General features: G+C 49.2%; 20 protein-coding genes. 10 read left to right on the forward strand and 10 right to left on the reverse strand.

Features of this window, described 5'->3' with window-relative positions; genetic code table 11:
- Positions 1 to 49 precede the first annotated feature (49 nt).
- Positions 50 to 1,099 (forward strand): MBL fold metallo-hydrolase, encoded by a 1,050-nt coding sequence (locus FTT63_RS05410; protein ID WP_005182011.1) that lies wholly within the window; start codon positions 50 to 52, stop codon positions 1,097 to 1,099.
- 69 nt (positions 1,100 to 1,168) lie between these two features.
- Here FTT63_RS05410 and FTT63_RS05415 read toward each other — a convergent pair whose 3' ends face one another.
- Together FTT63_RS05415 and FTT63_RS05420 are read right to left on the reverse strand one after the other, a co-directional pair.
- Entirely contained in the window at positions 1,169 to 2,689 is a 1,521-nt protein-coding gene (locus FTT63_RS05415; protein ID WP_005182013.1) for a catalase, read from the reverse strand.
- 292 nt (positions 2,690 to 2,981) lie between these two features.
- Positions 2,982 to 3,623, reverse strand: a complete 642-nt coding sequence (locus FTT63_RS05420; RefSeq protein WP_127799045.1) for a TetR/AcrR family transcriptional regulator — start codon at positions 3,621 to 3,623, stop codon at positions 2,982 to 2,984.
- A gap of 80 nt (positions 3,624 to 3,703) precedes the next feature.
- On the opposite strand from FTT63_RS05420, the gene FTT63_RS05425 reads away from it, so the two are divergent.
- A complete protein-coding gene (locus tag FTT63_RS05425; protein WP_127799043.1) occupies positions 3,704 to 5,356 on the forward strand; it encodes an acyl-CoA dehydrogenase family protein in 1,653 nt (550 codons plus the stop codon).
- A gap of 151 nt (positions 5,357 to 5,507) precedes the next feature.
- Here FTT63_RS05425 and FTT63_RS05430 read toward each other — a convergent pair whose 3' ends face one another.
- The gene (locus FTT63_RS05430; protein ID WP_016659595.1) at positions 5,508 to 5,999 is read right to left on the reverse strand and encodes a macro domain-containing protein; all 492 of its coding nucleotides are present in this window, start codon (positions 5,997 to 5,999) and stop codon (positions 5,508 to 5,510) included.
- 429 nt (positions 6,000 to 6,428) lie between these two features.
- On the opposite strand from FTT63_RS05430, the gene FTT63_RS05435 reads away from it, so the two are divergent.
- Positions 6,429 to 6,608, forward strand: coding sequence for a hypothetical protein (locus FTT63_RS05435; RefSeq protein ID WP_005182025.1), 180 nt, complete (start codon positions 6,429 to 6,431; stop codon positions 6,606 to 6,608).
- A 13-nt stretch (positions 6,609 to 6,621) separates the two neighbouring features.
- On the opposite strand, the gene ptsP is transcribed toward FTT63_RS05435, so the two are convergent.
- Together ptsP and FTT63_RS05445 are read right to left on the reverse strand one after the other, a co-directional pair.
- Positions 6,622 to 8,919 (reverse strand): phosphoenolpyruvate--protein phosphotransferase, encoded by a 2,298-nt coding sequence (ptsP, locus tag FTT63_RS05440; RefSeq protein ID WP_127799041.1) that lies wholly within the window; start codon positions 8,917 to 8,919, stop codon positions 6,622 to 6,624.
- 85 nt (positions 8,920 to 9,004) lie between these two features.
- Entirely contained in the window at positions 9,005 to 9,487 is a 483-nt protein-coding gene (locus tag FTT63_RS05445) for an RNA pyrophosphohydrolase (RefSeq protein ID WP_005182032.1), read from the reverse strand.
- Between the two features lie 183 nt (positions 9,488 to 9,670).
- Between FTT63_RS05445 and FTT63_RS05450 the strand changes: the two genes are divergently transcribed.
- Both FTT63_RS05450 and FTT63_RS05455 read left to right on the forward strand, forming a co-directional pair.
- A complete protein-coding gene (locus tag FTT63_RS05450) occupies positions 9,671 to 10,330 on the forward strand; it encodes an HAD family phosphatase (protein WP_005182034.1) in 660 nt (219 codons plus the stop codon).
- A gap of 183 nt (positions 10,331 to 10,513) precedes the next feature.
- Positions 10,514 to 10,762, forward strand: coding sequence for a DUF2789 family protein (locus FTT63_RS05455; protein WP_005182035.1), 249 nt, complete (start codon positions 10,514 to 10,516; stop codon positions 10,760 to 10,762).
- Positions 10,763 to 10,838: 76 nt separating this feature from the next.
- On the opposite strand, the gene ovoA is transcribed toward FTT63_RS05455, so the two are convergent.
- The 3 genes from ovoA to FTT63_RS05470 form a co-directional block, all read right to left on the reverse strand.
- Entirely contained in the window at positions 10,839 to 13,013 is a 2,175-nt protein-coding gene (ovoA, locus tag FTT63_RS05460) for a 5-histidylcysteine sulfoxide synthase (RefSeq protein WP_127799039.1), read from the reverse strand.
- Between the two features lie 137 nt (positions 13,014 to 13,150).
- Positions 13,151 to 14,017, reverse strand: a complete 867-nt coding sequence (locus FTT63_RS05465) for a LysR family transcriptional regulator (protein WP_005182039.1) — start codon at positions 14,015 to 14,017, stop codon at positions 13,151 to 13,153.
- Positions 14,018 to 14,222: 205 nt separating this feature from the next.
- Positions 14,223 to 14,459, reverse strand: a complete 237-nt coding sequence (locus tag FTT63_RS05470) for a DUF2061 domain-containing protein (RefSeq protein ID WP_005182043.1) — start codon at positions 14,457 to 14,459, stop codon at positions 14,223 to 14,225.
- A 257-nt stretch (positions 14,460 to 14,716) separates the two neighbouring features.
- Between FTT63_RS05470 and leuC the strand changes: the two genes are divergently transcribed.
- The 4 genes from leuC (at position 14,717) to leuB (ending at position 18,661) form a co-directional block, all read left to right on the forward strand.
- Positions 14,717 to 16,150, forward strand: a complete 1,434-nt coding sequence (leuC, locus tag FTT63_RS05475) for a 3-isopropylmalate dehydratase large subunit (protein WP_127799037.1) — start codon at positions 14,717 to 14,719, stop codon at positions 16,148 to 16,150.
- Positions 16,151 to 16,225: 75 nt separating this feature from the next.
- The gene (leuD, locus tag FTT63_RS05480) at positions 16,226 to 16,876 is read left to right on the forward strand and encodes a 3-isopropylmalate dehydratase small subunit (protein WP_127799035.1); all 651 of its coding nucleotides are present in this window, start codon (positions 16,226 to 16,228) and stop codon (positions 16,874 to 16,876) included.
- A 101-nt stretch (positions 16,877 to 16,977) separates the two neighbouring features.
- A complete protein-coding gene (locus tag FTT63_RS05485) occupies positions 16,978 to 17,541 on the forward strand; it encodes a hypothetical protein (protein ID WP_016659592.1) in 564 nt (187 codons plus the stop codon).
- A 40-nt stretch (positions 17,542 to 17,581) separates the two neighbouring features.
- Entirely contained in the window at positions 17,582 to 18,661 is a 1,080-nt protein-coding gene (leuB, locus tag FTT63_RS05490) for a 3-isopropylmalate dehydrogenase (protein ID WP_005182055.1), read from the forward strand.
- 80 nt (positions 18,662 to 18,741) lie between these two features.
- Here the strand turns inward: leuB and FTT63_RS05495 are convergent, their stop codons facing one another.
- Positions 18,742 to 19,137 (reverse strand): hypothetical protein, encoded by a 396-nt coding sequence (locus tag FTT63_RS05495; RefSeq protein ID WP_127799033.1) that lies wholly within the window; start codon positions 19,135 to 19,137, stop codon positions 18,742 to 18,744.
- 163 nt (positions 19,138 to 19,300) lie between these two features.
- Positions 19,301 to 19,522, reverse strand: coding sequence for a translation initiation factor IF-1 (infA, locus tag FTT63_RS05500; protein WP_001284370.1), 222 nt, complete (start codon positions 19,520 to 19,522; stop codon positions 19,301 to 19,303).
- Positions 19,523 to 19,752: 230 nt separating this feature from the next.
- Here infA and FTT63_RS05505 point away from each other — a divergent pair, with 230 nt between their 5' ends.
- Positions 19,753 to 20,760, forward strand: a complete 1,008-nt coding sequence (locus tag FTT63_RS05505) for an AraC family transcriptional regulator (protein ID WP_005182061.1) — start codon at positions 19,753 to 19,755, stop codon at positions 20,758 to 20,760.
- Positions 20,761 to 20,891: the final 131 nt, after the last annotated feature.

Consider the following 20,891-nt stretch of genomic DNA (forward strand, 5'->3'; position numbering starts at 1 on the left):
AATAAATCACAGGATTTGCTCTACGTGCTTCAATTTTTATCGGACTGACATGAATCAAAACGCGGAACCTAAGCATTTTCAGCTACCAACCGAAACATGTTGGTCACACGCCTGGCGTCAGCCTGCTTTGCAGTTTTTACCTTCCCGGCATTATAACGGTGCCCAGTTTTTCAATCCGGTGCCGGCACCCGAAGGGCGTAGCCGCAGTGATTTGCTGAAATGGCTGTTACAGCGTAAACGCAATAGCTGGACCGCAGAAAACACACCAGAGCAGCCCGCTGAAGGCAAGCGTCCGATTCCGCAGGAACGTCCGAATGCCAGCCTGGATGACTGGCAGATCTGGTTTGTAGGGCATGCTACCGTTCTGATTCAGATTGGCCCCTATAATTTCCTGACCGATCCGGTCTGGTGTGAATATGCCGGACCGCAGCAGGGCAGAGGTCCGAAACGGATTTGCCCGGCTGGAATTGCCCTGGAAGAGTTACCGACCATTCATGCGGTGCTGTTGAGCCATAACCATTATGACCACATGGATCTGGCCACCCTGCGCTGGTTACATGCCCGTTTTGCCATGCCAATTTATACCGGACTGGGCAACAGCTGGTATTTGCCAAAAAACTTTCATGTGGTGGAAATGGACTGGTGGCAATCGGCGCTATTTAATGAATTAAAACTGGTCTATATTCCGGCGCAGCATGGTTCAGGCCGTGGTATGCGCGACCAGAACAGCGCCCTCTGGGGTGGTTTCTCGATTCTGCATGGTGAAGATCACTGCTTCTTTGCCGGAGATACCGGTTATTCCTCGCATTTTAAGGAAATCCATGCCCGTATTGGCGCACCGCGGATTGCACTATTACCGATTGGTGCCTATGAGCCACGGGACCTGATGCGCTATATGCACATGAATCCGGAAGATGCTTTTCAGGCGCATAAAGACCTGCATTCCAAATGTTCGCTGGCCATTCATTACCGTACCTTCCAGCTCACCGATGAAGGCCGTGAACAGCCGGAAGTCGATTTGCAAAATGCCATGCGTAAATCCTCAAAACTGATGAATCCGTTTTATTGCATTCGCGAAGGCAAGAAGCTGATTGTTTAAGTTTAAATCCTGCAACAAAAAACCACCCGAAGGTGGTTTTTTTATGGCTTGAACTCTCTGTGTAGAGGCTTAGAGCACGCCTGGCTGACCCAGCGCAGGGTCGGTGGCTCGAGCGGCCTGAGCATCTGCCACGGTCATCCCCAAGGCTTGGGCTACACCTTCGCCGTAGGCCGGGTCACACATAAAGCAGTTACGGATATGACGGTACTTGATAAAGTCATAGGCATCGCCCATGGCACGCGCAGTATTGTCAAACAGCGCCTGTTTCTGTTCAGGATTCATCAGGTTGAACAGGGCACGCGGCTGGCTAAAGTAATCGCTGTCATCTTGACGATAATCCCAGAAATCGGCATCGCCACGGATTTTCAGTGGTGGTTCACGGTACTGTGGCTGTTCCTGCCATTGCTGGAAGCTGTTTGGCTCATAGTGTGGCAAGCCGCCATAGTTGCCATCCATACGGCCCTGACCATCACGGCGGTTAGAGTGGACCGGACAACGGGCTGCGTTTACCGGAATCTGGGAATGGTTTACCCCCACGCGATAACGTGCGGCATCGGCATAGTTAATTAAACGCGCTTGCAGCATACGGTCTGGTGAATAGCTGATCCCCGGCACCAGAGTACTTGGTGCAAAAGCGGCCTGTTCCACATCCTGGAAATAGTTTTCTGGGTTACGGTTCAGTTCAAACTCACCGACTTCAATTAATGGATAATCACCTTTTGGCCAGACTTTGGTCAGGTCAAACGGATGATAAGGTACGGTTTCCGCTTCGGTTTCCGGCATGATCTGCACGAATAGGGTCCATTTCGGGAAATCGCCACGTTCAATTGCATTAAACAGGTCATTTTGGCTGCTTTCACGGTCCTGGCCAATCAGTGCTGCGGCTTCGGCATCGGTCAGGTTTTTAATGCCCTGCTGGGTACGGAAATGGAATTTGACCCAGAAACGTTCATTGTTGGCATTAATGAAGCTGTAGGTGTGGCTGCCAAAACCATGCATATGGCGATAACCATCAGGAATACCGCGGTCTGACATGACAATGGTCACCTGATGCAGCGCTTCTGGTAACAGGGTCCAGAAATCCCAGTTGTTGTTGGCGGAACGGACATTGGTTTTCGGGTCACGTTTTACCGCTTTGTTCAGGTCCGGGAACTGGCGCGGGTCACGGAAGAAGAACACCGGTGTGTTGTTACCGACTAAATCCCAGTTGCCTTCTTCGGTATAGAATTTTAGTGCAAAACCGCGAATATCACGTTCGGCATCGGCTGCACCGCGCTCACCGGCCACTGTCGAGAAGCGGGCAAACATTTCGGTTTTCTTGCCGACTTCAGAGAAAATTTTGGCGCGGGTATATTGGGTAATGTCGTGAGTCACGGTAAAGGTTCCGAATGCACCTGAACCTTTGGCGTGCATACGACGCTCAGGAATCACTTCACGAACAAAGTTCGCCAGTTTTTCATTGAGCCATAAATCCTGGGTAAGCAATGGACCACGGGCACCGGCGGTCATACTGTTCTGGTTATCGACCACCGGAGCACCGGCATCGGTGGTGAGGTGGGTGACCGGACATTTTTTAAAGTCTTGGCTCATTATCGTTCTCCGTTATTGTATTCATGTGCTGACGTTGGACACGGGCTGGATTCTCCAGGCAGGTGACATCCCATGAAATTAACCGTTATCAAAGTCATTAAAAAACCAACCCAGCCCATCATGGACATCTGCCTTGCAACGACTGACTGGGCAGGATGGCGATGGATAAAAACATAAAAATGTAGCTTGGTTCTCATTTAATGTAGACCGAGTACCGCAGTTTTTCAAATGGATAAAACGATTAGTGGTCAAAGGAATAATCGATAGCTTAAAGTTTTGATTTCTGAGTGTTTTAGTCGGATTTTGTTGAGATGAGCCGGGCTAAAAACGGCTGGATGGCCAGTTCAATATCGGCCTGCAGTTGCGGCCAGTCCTGAAATGTGGGCTGGATTAACAGGGTTTGTGAAATAAAGCCATAACTGATGCGATGCAGGTTTTCGGCACAGCGCAAGCGTTCGTGGGTTTCAGGTATATAGCGGCTTAAAATCTGCTGCCAGCTGTCCAGCATCAGCTGATAATGCTTTTGATAGGCCTGTTCGCTCGACAGGCTGCGTTCAAGTAAAAACACACTGGCCCACAGCCGCTGTTCGCTGCGGATACGGTCGAGCTGAAAGCACAGCAGGGCCTGTATATCGCTGCAAATATCACCAGTTGTGGATAACTGTGGCGGTGGCTGGGTATAACTGCGTAGCGCCTCGACATGCTGGATAATCTGCTGGTGGATTACCCAGGCCAGCAAATCTTCTTTCTGGGCAAAGTATTCATAAAAGGTGCCCAGACCGACCCCGGCCAGCTCGGTAATCTCGCGGATGGTCAGTTGTGCGGGTGTCTGCTGCTGCAAAAGCCGAACAACACTGTCCAGCAGTGCCTGCTGGGTCTGTTTGGCCCGGGACTGGCGAGGCTTACGCCGCAGCTGTACAGAGGGGGAGGTCATGACTGAAAACCGAACATGCTGTGGGTGAATATTCTTTATACTGAAAGCCTATCATCATAATCAATCAGGAACGATGAACGATGCAGGCATGGATGACCCATTCTATTCAGAATCAGTTTGATGAACGTCAGGATTATAACCTGTTTGCGAGTGACCGCGTGTTGCAGGAAATCTTGCAGCGCTATGGCAGTCAGGATCAGGCACGCCTTGGCGCCCTTGGTCAGCAGGCCGGATCGGCAGAAGCTTATCATTCTGCCCATTTAGCCAATAGCCATACCCCGCAGTTACAGGCCTTTGATGCTCGCGGCCGCCGTCAGGATGTGATCGAGTTCCATCCAGCCTGGCATTACTGGATGGCGCTGAACCGGGAGTTTCAGACCCATGCCCATCCCTTTATTGAACCTCAGTCCGCATCTGCCTGGGTCGATTGGGCGGCGCGCTTTTATCTGAGTGGTCAGGTTGAATGTGGCAATCTGTGTCCCGCTTCTATGACCCTGGGCAGCATTCCGCTCATTCAGCGTGAACCTGAACTGTGGCAACAGCTCGGCGATAAACTGCTGTCGAATGAATATGATGCGCGGGATATTCCAATGGCGCAGAAAACATCAATCTGGCTGGGCATGGGCATGACTGAAAAGCAGGGCGGCTCCGATGTGCGGGCCAATGAAACCATCGCCACTCCGGTGGGGACCGCGGGTCGTGGCCAGCCCTATCTGCTGACCGGACATAAATGGTTTTTCTCGGCGCCGATGTGCGATGCGCATTTGGTGGTGGCCAAAACTGAACAGGATGGCTTGGCCTGCTTCTTTGTCCCGCGCTGGCTGGAAGATGGTCGCAAGAACACGATTCATATCCAGCGTCTAAAAGACAAGGTCGGTAATCGCAGCAATTCCAGCTCGGAAGTCGAGTTTCATGAGGCCTGGGGCATCATGATTGGCGAAGCTGGCCGGGGTATTCCCACCATTATTGAAATGGCCAATTATACCCGCCTGACCTGTGTGGTCGGCAGCAGTGCCATGTTGCGCCAGGCGCTGGTGCAATGTATTGCCTATACCCGGCAACGCAAAGCCTTTGGCAAGCCGCTGGCTGAACAGCCGCTGATGCAGGCGGTGCTGGCTGATCTGGCACTGGAAACCGAAGCCGCGGTGCAGCTGGGCTTTTATCTGGCGCAGTGCTACCAGTTGGATACGCCGCTGGCGCAGGCCTGGAAGCGGATTATGACCCCGGCTGCCAAGTTCTGGGTGTGTAAGCGTACTGTCGAGCTGAGCGGCGAAATGATGGAGGTCTTTGGCGGCAATGGCTATGTCGACACTGGCATCATGGCGCGTATTTTTAAAGAAGCTCCGGTGAATAGTATCTGGGAAGGGTCGGGCAATGTCATGTGTCTGGATGTGCTACGCGCGATACAGCGTGATCCGGCCTCCATGCAGGTCCTGTTGCAGTCGCTGGCCGACGGTGTGCAACAGCAGCCGCTGTTACAGCAGGAATTACAGGCGCTGATGCAGCTGTTCCAGCAGACAGACCCACAAGCCTTGCAGTTTATGGCACGTACGCTGGTAAGCCGTTTGGTGCTGCTGGCACAGGCGGTCATCTTAAACCAGCATGCACCTGATTTTGTGGCACAGGCCTTTATCCAGAGCCGTTATCAGACCCTGCATGGTCAGGTGGTGGGCATGTTAGACCCGGCCCAGGTCGATGTTGCCCGGCTGTTAGAACGTGCGCTGGCGGTTTAAACATCACGCGTGATAGAGAGTATCCTGATAGAAAAATTCCCCGCTTGACTTCAGCCAAGCGGGGAAATCGGACTGGATGCATGGCGGTCTGCAGTTGCGCAGCCGTGTGATCCCGGCATCAGTCTCACTCTAACGATCAAACGAGCTTGGCTTAATGCGCCGGTTCGTCTGCTTTCACCCCTTTCTGGTACAGGGTGTAGATATAAACCGGAATATTCAGGTCTTCTAAATGCTTGTAAATCAGCGGGCGGACTTCTTCCCAATCCAGACCGCCGACACCAGTGGCCAGACGTGGCAGCGCCAGACTTTCAATATTCTCGGCTTCAACCAGCTGTTTCAGATTTTTCAGGGTGCGGTTGACGTATTCTGTCGATGCTTTACCCGGCTTGGAACCGTTGTCATAGGCCGCTTCCTGAGTCATCAGATTAATGATGCGCTGACCTTCGGCATTGACCCAGGTCCATTGTTCACCTGCTTTAGGATGGTAAATATGGCAATAGTTACGGAAGTCTTTATACAGCGCCGGCCAGTGTTCGCGCAGACTTAAAGCCAGTCCGGTGGCAAAGTTATCATTTGGGGCAACACCGTGGGCAATGGCACGGGCTTGGCTCAATAAAATATCTCCAGAAACTTCATAAATCATGCTGTGAACTCCTGTTTTGGAAGAGGCTGTTTGAATTGATCTTCTAGCTTCATCTTAGCCTATCAGGAAGTTTTTTCTAGCGCGTTATCTAACTGATAAATATTTGTAAAATAATAAAAAATTATAATATTTCGTAGTATAATTATAGGGGCAGAGCAGCTGAATCTACTTTCATTTTTTGACTGAAGAATGTTCAGAAAAACACTGCAAAATTTTTCTATACCGTTTCTTTTATTGTTACATGACTGTCGCAAAACTGCTGCTGAATTGTCCAAAAAAATGTATGATTGACTCCCCATTCCAAAGGGATGTCGACGGGAAGCAAAACGCAGTTTTAAGGCTAAAATGCGCTTGAATTTTGCGCAAATGTACCCATCAATACAGCGCAGGAACACCTGCATTCAAATCATGAACCGGAAGGATAAAGTGATGGCAAAGAAAAAACAGCCAGAAGTGATTCAGCATAACTTCGTGGCCAAATATATGCATGAGGTCAACAAGAGCCAGGTTTTTGTCGACCGGAAAAAGAATGCCAAACGCGGCTATAGCAAACACAAACAAGGGCGATATTCTGATGATTATCGCCCTTATTCATTCTGTCTGATTTAAATCAAAATATGGCTTAAGCGCCAACAATCCGGGTAGAGGCCTTGACCATATCGCCCAGACCATGGGTTTTAAAATAATATTCCATCCAGCTTTTCACCATCAGCGAATTATTCATTTTCAGCACCCGTTCCAGCTGCTCCTGTGCTTCGCTCATTGGCACATGGCAAATCGCTTTACGCACGCGCAGAATGTTACTCGAACTCATCGACAGGGTATTAAAGCCCATCGCCATCAACAGCACCGCAGATAGCGGATCACCGGCCATTTCACCACAAATGCTGACCGGTTTATCGTACTTGTGACATTCCTTGACCAGACGGGTCAGTGCGCGTAGCACTGATGGATGGAAATGCGAATAGACGTTGGCCACGCGTGGATTGTTACGGTCCACTGCCAGCAGATACTGGGTCAGGTCATTGGAACCGACCGAGAAGAAATCGACCAGTTCGGCAAATTCATCAATCTGCAGCAGCACACTGGGCACTTCTACCATAATCCCGATACGCGGTTTATTGATCTTGACCTGTTCTTCTTCCTGTACCGCATGCCAGTCACGATCTAGCAGATATAGCGCTTCTTCGACTTCATTGACGCTGGTGACCATTGGCAGCAGGATGTGCAGATTGTTCAAGCCAATGCTGGCTTTCAGCATGGCGCGAATTTGCGAAGAAAAAATTTCCGGATGATCGAGAGTGAAGCGAATCCCGCGCCAGCCCAGCGCTGAGTTTTCTTCTTCAATCGAGAAATATGGCAGGTCTTTGTCTGCGCCAATATCCAGGGTACGCATTACTACCGGTTTGTTGGCAAAGTGGCTTAGCTGCTGGCGGTAAATGGCACGCTGTTCTTCTTCGCCCGGGAAACGGTCCCGCAGCATAAACGGAATTTCAGAGCGGTACAGGCCGACCCCTTTGGCACCGCGTTGTACCCCGCGTACCACATCAATCATCAGACCAGTATTGACATACAGTTTGACCGTCACGCCGTCTGGAGTAACGGCATCCTTGGTTTCATACTGTTTCAGGTCTTTGGCAATCAGTTCTTCTTCTTTCTGAATTTCTTTATAGCGGGTGCGTAAACGCCGTGGCGGATTAATAAACACCCGGCCCTGATGCGCATCGACAATCATTTCTACGTCATCGAGGGTATTGATCGGCAGTTCGGTCACCCCGACCACGGTTGGAATACCCAGTGCACGCGCCACAATCACCATATGTGAGTTCATGGCGCCTTCGGTGGTGACAATCGCGGCAATTTTATCGACCGGTAATTCCACCAGTGCCGCGGTCGAGATTTCTTCACCAATCAGGATGCTTTCATCGGTCAGTTCGCGGTGACTGGCATCGGCTTCCTGCAAATAGGCCAGAATACGCCGGCCGAGATCTTTTAAGTCGGAGACCCGTTCGCGCAGGTAGTCATCTTCCATCTGGACAAACTGGGCAATGTGGCTGTCAATGACAATCCGCACAGCACCTTGTGCCCAATTGCCATCCCGGATCAGTTCTTTAATTTCCGCCGGCAGGGCATTTTCATCCAGCATACGCAGGAACACGCTAAACAGCGCGCGTTCTTCGGCCATCAGCGCATCCTGCATTTTGTCATCCAGCGCCTGAATTTCCTGACGCACGGCATCCAGCGCGGTGTCGAGCAGTTTCAGTTCTTCGCTGATGTCATCGGCTTCACGGTCGGGTACCGCGGCCAAATCTGCTGGTGGATAGAGAATGACCGCGCGGCCAAGCGCAATCCCGCCCGAGCCGGAAACGCCCTGGAAGGTTTTGTAGGCCGGCAGATTGCTGGGTTTACGAAAGACATCAATATTGCCAACAGCATGCGCATGCGCAATCACGCCAGAGAGCTGGGCGCAGAGCGTGACCAGAAAGGATTCAGCCGCTTCGCTAAAGTCCTGACATTCCTTGTTCTGCACCACCAGTACGCCCATGACCTTACGACGGTACATGACCGGCACGCCGAGGAAGGAATTATAAATTTCTTCGCCGGTTTCCGGTAAATACAGGAAGCGTTCATGTTTCGGTGCATCGTCCAGGTTGACGATTTCTTCACGCTGGCCGACCAGCCCCACCAGACCTTCACCTGTATGCAGAGACACATGGCCGACCGCTTCAGGATTCAAGCCCTTAGAGGCCATCAGCAGATAACGCTGGTTGCGCTCGTCAAGCAGGTAAATGGAGCAGACATCGACATGCATAGCTTCAGCAACCTGATTGACCATAATGTCGAGCGATTCATGCAAACTGGTGGACGCATTAATTTCCTGCACAATGCGTCTTAGGGTATCCAGTTGCATATTCGACATAAAGTCTGCTCCAAATCAGCGTTCCAGTTCTGTTCTCTTTATAGCAAGAGTCGTTTAAAAAATCTGCATGATCATACAGCTTTTTTCAGGCTTTCTTAGATGGCAATTGATGACATAATTCCACCATCGCCTTGCGGTACACATCGCGTTTGAAATTCACGACCTGACCCAGTGGGTACCAGTAACTGACCCACTGCCATTGATCAAACTCGGGCGGATCGGACAGGTTGAGCTGAATCAACTGGGCCGAGGCCGTGAGTTTGAGTAAAAACCATTTCTGTTTTTGACCAATACATACCGGATCGGAATCGGGCCGGATGTAACGGTGCGGCAAACGGTAACGCAGCCAACCTTTCGTTTGTGCGATAATTTGAACGTGTTCGGGCAGTAAGCCAACTTCTTCTCTCAGCTCACGATAAAGTGCCTGCTCAGGGGTTTCTCCATGCTGGATACCTCCTTGTGGAAATTGCCATGCATTGTGTCCAATGCGTTTTGCCCATAAAACCTGTCCAAAGTCGTTTGCCAAAATGATCCCGACATTGGGTCGGAAACCTTCTGAGTCGATCATTTGGCTACCTAAATATTCTGTAAATTATGCCTTTGCTTCCGGGGATTTTTATTTCTGTATCCAACACGAAAAAAAGCAAAGTTTAAAAATGTTAAAATTGCTATGATCTTAACGAATTTCTATCGACTAGCGGAGATAGATTTACAAATTTTTTCTTAAATTTCAGTTTTTACGAGTATTTTCATGAAATTGGCGCTATTTGATCTCGATCACACCTTGTTAAATACAGATTCGGATCATTCCTGGGGTGAGTTTTTAGTCAATGAAGGTCTGGTCGATCCGGTTCATCACCGCGCCATGAATGACAAATTTTATGAAGATTACAAAGCTGGCCAGCTTGACCCGATTGCCTATAACGAATTTGTATTCGAATTTCTGACCCAGCACGAGTCACACTACCTGACCGAACTGCATGAGTTGTTTATGCAAAAAGTGATTCGTCCACAAATGCGCCCGGAAGGTTTTAAGGCGATTCAGCGTCATCGTGAGGCCGGACATGCCCTGGTCGGTATTACCGCGACTTCGGATTTTATTACTGCACCAATTTTCCGTGAATTTGGCATTAGCGAAATCATTGCCACCAATGCTGAAGTGGTTGATGGCAAATATACCGGTAAAGTGATCAATACCGCCTGTTATCAGCAGGGCAAACTGGTACGTCTGGAACAGTGGCTGGCCGGACGTGAGGTGACCGAATCCTGGGCCTATTCAGATTCAATTAATGACCGTTTCTTGCTGGAATATGCAGACCACGCTATTGCGGTGAATCCGGATGATCGTTTGCGAGCCTTGGCGGTTGAGCAGGGCTGGGAGATTCAGGACTGGTCGATTGCTGCCGAATAAAAGCGCAGTTCATCTACACCAAGATCAGCAGACAGGGCCGCTATAACTGGCCCTGTTTTTTGTCTGAGCTGGTTGTCATCTATCTTGCAAATTTATGAAAAGGTGAATTTTTTTTAACAGCACTAGGATTTGCAGTTTTATATGCTATGGTGAAGACAAGAACAACAACAGGGAGATTCACGCATGCGCCAAACCCGACCAAGAATGACCAATCTGTTTGAACAACTGGGCCTGGACTCCAGCGAACAGGCGATTCAAGATTTTATCGGCCAGCATCAACTGGCGGCGGAAATTCATATTATGGATGCAGAATTCTGGAGTGATGGTCAACGTCAGTTTTTAGCTGAAAAAATTGCCTCGGATGGGGAATGGGCCATTACGGTCGACCAGCTAAATGAAGCGCTGCATGAAGACTCTGTGCCTCGCCGTTAAATCGTTCGTTCAAATCTCCAGATCATCAGGCCAAATCCGGAATTTGGCCTGATCCTTCGCTTTCTTTTCTATCCATTTAGGCAGTCCGTTCCCAGAAGCTGACCTGCGCATAGGTATGCTGAAACTTGCGCTGGGTTTCCCGAATCACAAAAGGGATGTCCTGCGGTTCAGTCATTAAACGGAAATGCGGCTCTAGCAAGGCTGTTAAGCCATCCAGACTGCTCCAGTTTTCGCCATCTTTTTTAAAGCCACCCAGCCATTCACTGCGGACAGTGTGTTCTTCCATCCAGGTATAGGGTGAGCTGAGCATCAGAATGCCGCCCATATTCAGCCGTGTATGAATCTGGCTTAAAAACTGCGCCGGATGATGCAGCCGGTCGATTAAATTGGCTGCCAGAATAAAATCATAGCCTCTGAAAATCGCTTTAAGATTACAGGCATCACCCTGGTAAAACTGGACTTTGTCCCGGACCTCCGCCAGTCCAAGCTGGGCTAAATCACAGGCATGATAATCCACCAGTTCACCTTCGGTGCAGATGCTGTAATGCAGAGTTTCGCCCTGTGCCAGTTTGACGCCGTTCTGGATAAAGCGCGCTGAAAAATCAATCCCGACCACTTCATCAAAATAACGGGCCAGTTCAAAGCTGGCGCGGCCGGTAGCACAGCCAATATCCAGTGCTTTACGTCGTGGTCTGTCGGCCAGCTGGGTCAGGGCCAGTTGCACCAGTGTCTGGGCAAAATTGGCCACGCCAAAATATTCACGGCCATACTGAAATTCCAGATATTCAGACACCAGCCGGTCGGTTTCATATTGTGATTGAATCGCCAGCGGCTCCTTATCAGAAACCACATAACGGAAACCGGCATGCTGGAAAAAATGCCGGCGAAAGGCATAGCGTGAGGCCAGTTCGGCTTCATTGCCGGCAGAAATCCAGGAACCGCCTTTGAGCAGATTATGCCGGCCATCAAAGGTCGGGGTGCTGAAATCATCATAAATCGGATGCACCACAAAACCGGGAAATGGATAAATCGGGGTTTCGGTCCATTGCCAGACATTACCGCGCAGGTCATAAAAATCGCCATGCGGGAAGGTATTGACCGGACAGGAGGAAGCACCATAGGCCAGCGCCAGATTGGCAGGTGCAGACGGCTCATTTACGCCAGCCAGCTGTACCAGCCGATACCATTCCTCTTCGGTGGGCAGTCGTACTGGCTGACCAGTTTGCTTCGCTTTCCAGTGGCAAAAGGCTTTGGCCTCATGATAATTCACCTCCGCCGGCCAGTCCCACGGCATTGGTACTTCTTCGGTCAGCAGCCGGAGTGACCAGTCCGGCCCGTGTTTACGCCAGAAGGTCGGATATTTGGCCTGGGCAAAGCTGCGCCATTGCCAGCCTTCATCTTCCCAATAGTTTGCGTTCTGATAGCCGGCATCTTCAACAAAGGCCAGAAATTCCTGATTGCTGACCAGATAGCGGCTGGCCGCAAACGCCGCTACCTCTGCCTGATATTGGCCATATTCATTGTCCCAGCCGTAAACCGGGTCGTGCTGCTCCTTACCGAGCTGTACCCGGCCGGCTGCCACTGGAAGCAACGCATTCTCTGGTGCGGTGTTAGTCAGGATATTTGGCCGCCATGGTGGCTGTGTCTGGACATAGTCAAGGGCATGCTGGCGAATCAGCACGGAGGAGGTTTCCAGATGAATCCGCTCGTGTTCAATGCCCATCAGAATCGACCACCACGAATGCTGCCAGTCAATTGGCGTGCTCAGCGGTGCCTTTTCAATAATTTCCAGCACCGTGGCACGCACCTGATCGCGGTAGTGTTTGACCTGCGCGGGTGTCTGCCAGTCATAACGGCTGTCATCCAGGTCATCCCAGCTCATCTCATCCACACCCACCGCAAAGATGGATTCAAAATGTGGATTGATACGCTGTTCAATCAGTTTGCTGAGCAGCAGTTTGTTAATGAAAAATGTCGCGGTATGGCCATAGTAAAAAATCAGCGGATGGCGCAGCGCAATCGGCTTGTGATAAAAGGCCTCATCGCCGTTGAGGCAGCTAAACAATGATTCATAACAGTCAAAGGTTTGCAGAAAATATTGCTTGAGGGTGGCACGTAGCGTATCGGCTTGTGTGACATCCAGCCGTGGACTGGGCTGTAAAGGCTGTGCACTGCCGGCTAGGCGCTGCTGGAGCGCCTGGGCTGAACTGAACGAAGGGGAATAGGCAAGCGGGGAAGTGGTCTGGTTCATCGCTCTGCTCCTGCATCATTTTTTATAAAGATCCTGGTGTCTTGTACGGGCACCTTGTCTTTTCAAATTACGCCAATTTGGAGCAGCGTGCTGTTTTGTTCAGTAACTGTACAGAAGGATGCGGCCGGTCGATGAACCTAGTCCGGCTGCTGCATAAAGTTAACCAGCGCCTGCGCCGCTTTGGACTGTGTGCGTCCCGGATGCCAGACCATGCCCAGCTGGCGGTTCATTTCCAGATTAATATCCAGCTGTTGCAAGTCCTGATTAATCAGGGTTTTCGGTAACACTGACCAGCCCAGTCCAATCGACACCAGCATGCGGATGGATTCCAGCGGGTTATTGCTCATGGTGATTTTTGGCTTCACGCCCTGTTTTTCAAACTCGGCCAGGGTAATCTGGCTGGTATAGGTTTGTGCTGCTGGTAGCAGGCTCGGGAACTGGGTTAAATCTTCCAGCTTCAGTCTTTTCTGCTGGGCCAGCGGATGAAAAGGCGCAGCTACAAACACCAGCGGATCATTCCAGATGGTGACATATTGCAGCCGGTCATCACCTTGCGGCGGCAGGGTTAAAAAGGCCAGTTCCAGATCACCGGCCAGCACCTGTTCATGCGCCTGTTCCGAATCGACAAAATGCACATCTAAGGTGACATCGGGGAAATCCTGGACATAGCGACGCAAATGATCGGGCAGATGATGCAGGCCAATATGATGACTGGTGCCAATTTTCAGGCGACCCTGCACCTGGCCCTGTTCATGGCTTAAAGTATGATGAATATCGCCCAGTTCATTTAGCCAGTTTTTGACTTTGGGTAACAGCGAATGCGCAGCATGGGTTGCCTGCACGCCACGGCCGGCCGACTCAAACAGCTTGACCCCAAAATATTCTTCCAGGCTATGAATCCGTTTGGTGACTGCGGGCTGGGTAATAAACAGCTGATCGGCGGCCAGAGAAATCGAACCGGTTTCCATGACTTTTACAAAAGCTTCAAATGCTGCAAGATTCATCGCAATCACCTATAAAGATTTTTTATGCTTAAAATTATTATTTAGAAATTTTTAGAATTAATCAAAGATTATTTTTCTATAAATTGAAGTTCAACAACCATAACTTGAATATAAATATTTTAAAAACAGTAATTTAAGTTATATTAAAATAAAAAAGATCATCCTGAAGATGATCTTTTGGGAGGAACACCGAGCGAAAAATAGGCTAGGCGGTGATTTCCTCTGTGCCGTCTTGTGCTTTCTTTTCCCACATGCGTTCATGAATAAAATAGGCCACCGCCTGTACTGTTGGTTCCAATAAGCTTAAGGTAATGGCCATCCACAGACTGCCGGTAACGAAATAGCCGACAAGCATGGCCACCGTAATGTGCATCACATAGTAGCTAAAAGTCTTTTTAAACATTCGCTGGTTGTTTGCGACAAAGTTTTGAATATGCGCCATGATGATGTTCCTCGTATCTACAATTCAGTGCTGATAACATCATCATAGTCAGTACGAATTAATTTGTAAAAACGAATATTTTGTAAAATTCAATCGGAAAATTGAATTTTTAATCAGATGTTAATCTGAGCAAAAATCAATTATATTTATTCCATAAAGTTTTTTAACTGATAAAAATGATAAATTAGATTTATGTAATTGTGTGGTTATAATCGAAATTAATGACAGAATTACCCAGTCCAGTGGAGCACATCGACATGGCAGGCGAAACCCAAAAAGCAAAAACATTATATGACAAATTGTGGGATGACCACTTGGTAAAACAGCGTGATGATGGTTCGGCTTTATTGTACATCGACCGTCATTTGTTGCATGAAGTTACCTCTCCACAGGCCTTTGAAGGTTTGCAACTGGCTGGCCGTCAGCCATGGCGTTTAAGTGCCAATATTGCGACTCCGGACCATAATGTACCGACCTCGAAAAAAGAGCGTGAGCAGGGCGTAGCCGGTATTGAAGATGATACTTCGCGTATTCAGGTGCAAACCTTAGACGATAACTGTAAGACTTTTAATATCGTTGAATTTGATATTAACGATATCCGTCAGGGGATTGCTCACGTGGTTGGACCAGAGCAGGGTTTAACCTTGCCGGGAATGACGGTGGTATGTGGCGACTCGCATACCGCGACCCATGGTGCCTTTGGCTGTCTGGCACACGGGATCGGAACTTCAGAAGTTGAGCACGTGTTGGCCACGCAATGTTTAATTCAGAAGAAAATGAAAAACATGCTGGTACGCGTAGATGGTCAGTTGGGTCAGGGCGTGACCCCGAAAGACGTGGTGCTGGCGATTATTGCCAAAATTGGTACAGCAGGTGGTACGGGCCATGCCATTGAATTTGGCGGTCAGGTGTTCCGTGATATGTCGATTGAAGGCCGTATGACCGTGTGTAACATGGCAATTGAAGCCGGTGCACGTGTCGGTATGGTCGCGGTTGATGAAAAAACCATTGAATATGTAAAAGACCGTCCTTATGCACCAAAAGGCGAGCAATGGGATCAGGCTGTGGCGTACTGGAATACCTTGCATTCTGATGAAGATGCGCACTTTGATACCGTTGTGGTATTACAAGGTGAAGAGATTGAACCACAAGTATCTTGGGGGACTTCTCCTGAAATGGTGATTCCAGTCTCTCAAGCAGTTCCAACGTTGGAACAGGCCAAAGATGAGGTACAGCGCAATGACTGGACCCGTGCTTATCAATATATGGGCTTAACTGCTGGTCAGGCTTTGGCTGATATCCAGCTGGATCGTGTCTTTATTGGCTCATGCACCAACTCGCGTATTGAAGATATCCGTGCTGCGGCAGACGTGATTAAAGGCCGTAAAGTGGCGCCAAGCATTAAACAGGCGATGGTGGTACCGGGTTCTGGTTTGGTGAAACAGCAAGCAGAAGCAGAAGGTTTGGACAAGGTCTTCCTGGAAGCCGGTTTTGAATGGCGTGAACCTGGCTGCTCGATGTGTCTGGCCATGAATGCCGACAAGTTACAGCCAGGCGAGCACTGTGCATCGACCTCAAACCGTAACTTTGAAGGTCGTCAGGGCAATGGTGGTCGTACCCATCTGGTCAGCCCGGCCATGGCAGCAGCAGCGGCAATTGCCGGTCACTTTGTGGATGTTCGTTCATTCTAAGTTTAAGCCCTCATCCCAGGCCGCTCCTTGCTGGAGCGGATGTGAGAGAGACTACGGATTCATTGGAACATAAATATGAAAGCTTATACCGTTGAACAGGGTATCGTTGCACCTTTAGACCGTGCCAATGTCGATACCGATTTAATTATTCCAAAACAGTTCTTGAAATCAATCAAACGTACCGGTTTCGGTGACAACCTGTTTGATGAATTGCGTTATTTAGATGAAGGCTATCCGGGTCAGGACAATTCAATCCGTCCTAAAAAACCAGATTTTGTCTTGAACCAGCCGCGTTATCAGGGCGCCAGCATTTTAATTTCACGTGCCAACTTTGGTTGCGGTTCCAGCCGTGAGCATGCGCCGTGGGCTTTAAGCGAATACGGTTTGCGTACGGTGATTGCCCCAAGTTTTGCGGATATCTTCTTTAATAACTGCTTTAAAAACGGCATGTTACCGGTGATTTTAACCGAAGCGCAGGTTGATCAGCTATTTAAGGAATGTGCAGCCAATGAAGGTTATCAGTTAACTATTGACCTTGAAGCACAGGAAGTCCGTACGCCAAACGGTGAAGCATTCAAGTTTGAAGTTGATCCATTCCGCAAGCATTGCCTGTTAAACGGTCTGGATGATATTGGTTTGACCTTGCAAGATGCCGATGATATTCGCGCGTATGAGGAGAAAACCAAAGCCGCGCGTCCGTGGGTGTTTGCGGAAATTCAAGCTTAAGTTATTTCGTAAATAGGCATAGCACGGGCGTCGAACTCTTGTTAACATTCAAGGCATAATAATTTAAATATTCTGCTTTTTGATGAGGTTGGGCTCGGGCTATGTTGAAGGTTTTTCGTCGGCTTGCTGTATTGGGGGGAGTGGCTACGCTGTTAACAGCATGTCAAACCTGGGATACAGCACGTCTAAAACAGGTAAAAGAGACACAGGCATCCCAATCCAATGCACGTATTTATTGTTCAGGTACCGAGCATTGCGAGTTTGAACGCTTGAACCGGGTCATGATCATGGATGCTGAAAGTCAGCGTCTGAGTCGTGAAGCCATCAAGCAGGGACTGGTGCGCTTGCAGGCAGATTCATTACGGCAGCCTAATCCGCTATATCTGTCGGTTCCAGCTAAACAGCATGAAGTGGTGATCCGGTTCTATCCGATTTCCCGTGATCAGGCCGAAACCCTGCACGTCATTCATCAGTTTAAGCCGCGTCAAACGTACACTTTTAAAATGTACCGTGACCGCAGCAAGCATAAAGGCAGTCTGCTGAATGTTTCGGCGCCAGAGCCGCTGTGTGTGGATCTTTTACAAAACCAGAAAATTATTCGACGTTTCTGCAAACCTTATAATGTCTTACATGGACTGGGGGAATTTGTGGAACAGAAAATTTAGTCTCCACAGTCGTTGACTGCTACAGGAAATGGAAAAACTCATGTCAAAACATATTTTGATTCTTGCCGGTGACGGTATTGGCCCAGAAATCGTCACAGCAGCGGAGCAGGTGCTTACGCGTGTTAATGAAAAGTTCAATCTGGGCTTGACGTGGGAACAGGGATTGTTAGGTGGTGCCGCGATTGATGCGCATGGTTCACCTTATCCGGATGTGACGTCTGAACAGGCGAAAAAAGCCGATGCTTTATTGCTCGGTGCAGTTGGTGGTCCAAAATGGGATACGATTGAGCGTTCGATCCGCCCGGAACGTGGCCTGTTAAAATTACGTAGCGAATTAAACCTGTTTGCTAACCTGCGTCCAGCGATTCTGTATCCGCAACTGGCTGATGCGTCTAGCTTAAAGCCGGAAATTGTATCGGGTCTGGATATCCTGATTGTACGTGAACTGACGGGTGGGATTTACTTTGGTCAGCCACGTGGTATTCGCGAGCTGGAAAATGGCGAGAAACAGGGCTTTAACACCGACGTCTATGCTGAATCAGAAATCAAGCGTATTGCCAAAGTGGCTTTTGAAATGGCCAAACTGCGTGGTGGTAAAGTCTGCTCGGTGGACAAAGCCAACGTGCTGGAAGTAACTGAGCTGTGGAAACAGACCGTGACCCAGTTACACGCTGAACAATATCCAGAAATCAACCTGTCACACATGTATGTCGACAATGCGGCAATGCAATTGGTACGTGCACCAAAACAGTTTGACGTACTGGTAACCGGTAACCTGTTTGGTGACATCCTGTCTGATGAAGCAGCAATGCTAACCGGTTCTATTGGCATGTTGCCATCAGCGTCGCTAGATGAAAATGGCAAAGGTATGTATGAGCCATGTCATGGTTCAGCACCAGACATCGCTGGCCAGAACATTGCCAACCCGTTGGCGACCATCTTGTCTGTGGCAATGATGCTGCGTTATACCTTCCGTGAAGAAGCTGCCGCGAAAGCGATTGAAGATGCAGTGGGCAATGTGCTTGATCAAGGTTTACGTACGGCTGACATCATGTCTGAAGGCATGAATAAAGTGGGTACTCAGGAAATGGGTCAGGCTGTGGTTGCGGCATTGGGCTAAGTCTCGACAGCAAATCAAAAAACGCAGCTGCAGGCTGCGTTTTTTTATGGCTATTGAATAGCTAGGTCTAGATTCAGCGCTTAACAGGTGCGACCGGTATAGTGCACAGAGTGGGCAATATTCTGTTCCAGCCGGAACACAATCTGGCAGTGCAGGTTAACATCATAGCTGTTGGCTGGGCCAATGGGCGCTGGAATATGGGCTGGACCGGTGGCCGGGGCATTCGCTACAGGAATCGGAATGCTGATTGGGCGTATAACGGTGTAGGTGAGCGCCTGTGGGCTGATTTGTGGTGAACTGACCTGTTCGTAACCGAGCAGGCTTAAATCGAGCTGCTGGCGAATCTGCTGGCTGGACTGGCCGACAAATTGGGCCAGATAGGCATCACGTTCAGCTCGGGTACTGGACGGCGTGGTTACACAAGCGGAGAGACTGAACGCGAGGAGCGCCAAAGCAACGGAGCGAGAGACAAACATGCGCGATCTCCATTGAATAAAACTTCATTCTAGGCAAGGACAGCCTAAAAATATGTGTATATTCGATAAGCGGCAGATCTTGACGCCATTTTTCGCTATTACGCAGCATCAGCAGCCAATAAAAAAGCCACTGTTGAAGGTGGCTTTTTGCTTGCGCTAAAACTTAGCGTGCACGATAGGTAATACGACCTTTCGTTAAGTCATAAGGCGTCATTTCAACTTTCACGCTGTCGCCAGTTAAAATGCGAATATAGTGCTTGCGCATTTTACCTGAAATATGGGCAATCACCTCGTGACCGTTTTCTAAACGTACACGGAACATAGTATTAGGAAGCGTTTCGGTGACAACGCCTTCGAACTCGATGAGTTCCTCTTTATTGGCCATAGCCTACCTGATGATCAAATTGGAAAGGCGCAAATTATAGTCAATTTTTTTGAAAAAATCAAGGTGAAACCCGCCGCAGATGAATCATCTGTCAGTAAAATAAGCGAACAAAACATTTAAATTTTTTCTACAAAAAAACGTGGTGGATGGTTGTCAGTTTGGTCAATCACAGTTAATCTAAAATCAATCTTTTTAAGTATAAATGAAGAACATACAAGGAAGGTCTTTGCGTGGGTCAGCTAACTGATGCATCGGTTGTATTGCGATTAGGCTACCAAGCGATTCGTCGTGCCGGTTTGCCAACCGAAGAAATATTAACAAAAGCAGGTGTCGCACTTAATCAGGTTGAGGCCAATGATCGTACGCCTTTGGGCGCGCAGTATGCGTTTTGGGTAGCGGCAGAAGAAGTCAGCCGTGATCCGGATATTGGTTTGCATCTGGGTGAACATTTGCCCCTCTATCGTGGTCAGGTGATTGAGCATCTGTTTATTTCTTCGGAAAATTTTGGTGAAGGTTTAAAACGGGCGCTGGCCTATCAGCGTTTAATCAGTGATGCCTTTGATGCCAAACTGGTGATTGAAGATGACCGCTGTTATTTAACCAATGGTCAACAGCCGTGGGCTGACAATATTGTCAATCGTCACTTTTCTGAATGTGCCATGTCGGGCATTTTGCGTTTCTTCAAGTTTATTACCGAAGGCAAATTCCAGCCGCTGTATATCGACTTTAATTTCCAGCAGGGCGCTGCCGATGATGAATATTTCCGGGTCTATGAGTGCCCGGTCAGTCTGGGGCAGAATGAAACACGACTGTATTTCGATCCCTCTATTTTAGAATATCCGCTGTGGCAGGCCGAGCCGGAGCTGTTGCAGTTACATGAGCAGCTGGCGCTGGAGAAGCTGCAGGAACTGGCGCGTTATGATCTGGTCGGTGAAGTACGCCGGGCGATTGGGTCGACCCTAGAAAGTGGGGAAACCACATTGGAAACCGTGGCAGCGCAGCTGAATATCACGCCGCGTCGTTTACGCACCCAGCTGAGTGAGGCCAATACCAGTTTCCAGCAGATTCTCTCGGATTATCGTTGCCGTCTGGCTAAAAAACTGCTGGCCAATACCAATGAAAGCGTGGAGCGGATTGTGTATCTGACCGGATTTTCTGAACCGAGCACCTTTTACCGGGCTTTTAAACGCTGGACCAATGAAACACCGGTCGAGTACCGGAAACGTAAACAGCGTTAAGCATCTCCGCAGTCCCCCTTGATTAAAGGGGGATTTTTTTAGAGTTGCCGCTTGATGCAAGGGTGACTTTCGTTTTTAAAGCTTGGAGTGGCAAGAATGAAACCACTCCCTGAGTAAAAGGGAGATAGGGC

The sequence above is a fragment of the Acinetobacter sp. C15 genome (genome assembly GCF_013420645.1).
Classification (GTDB): Bacteria; Pseudomonadota; Gammaproteobacteria; order Pseudomonadales; family Moraxellaceae; genus Acinetobacter; species Acinetobacter indicus.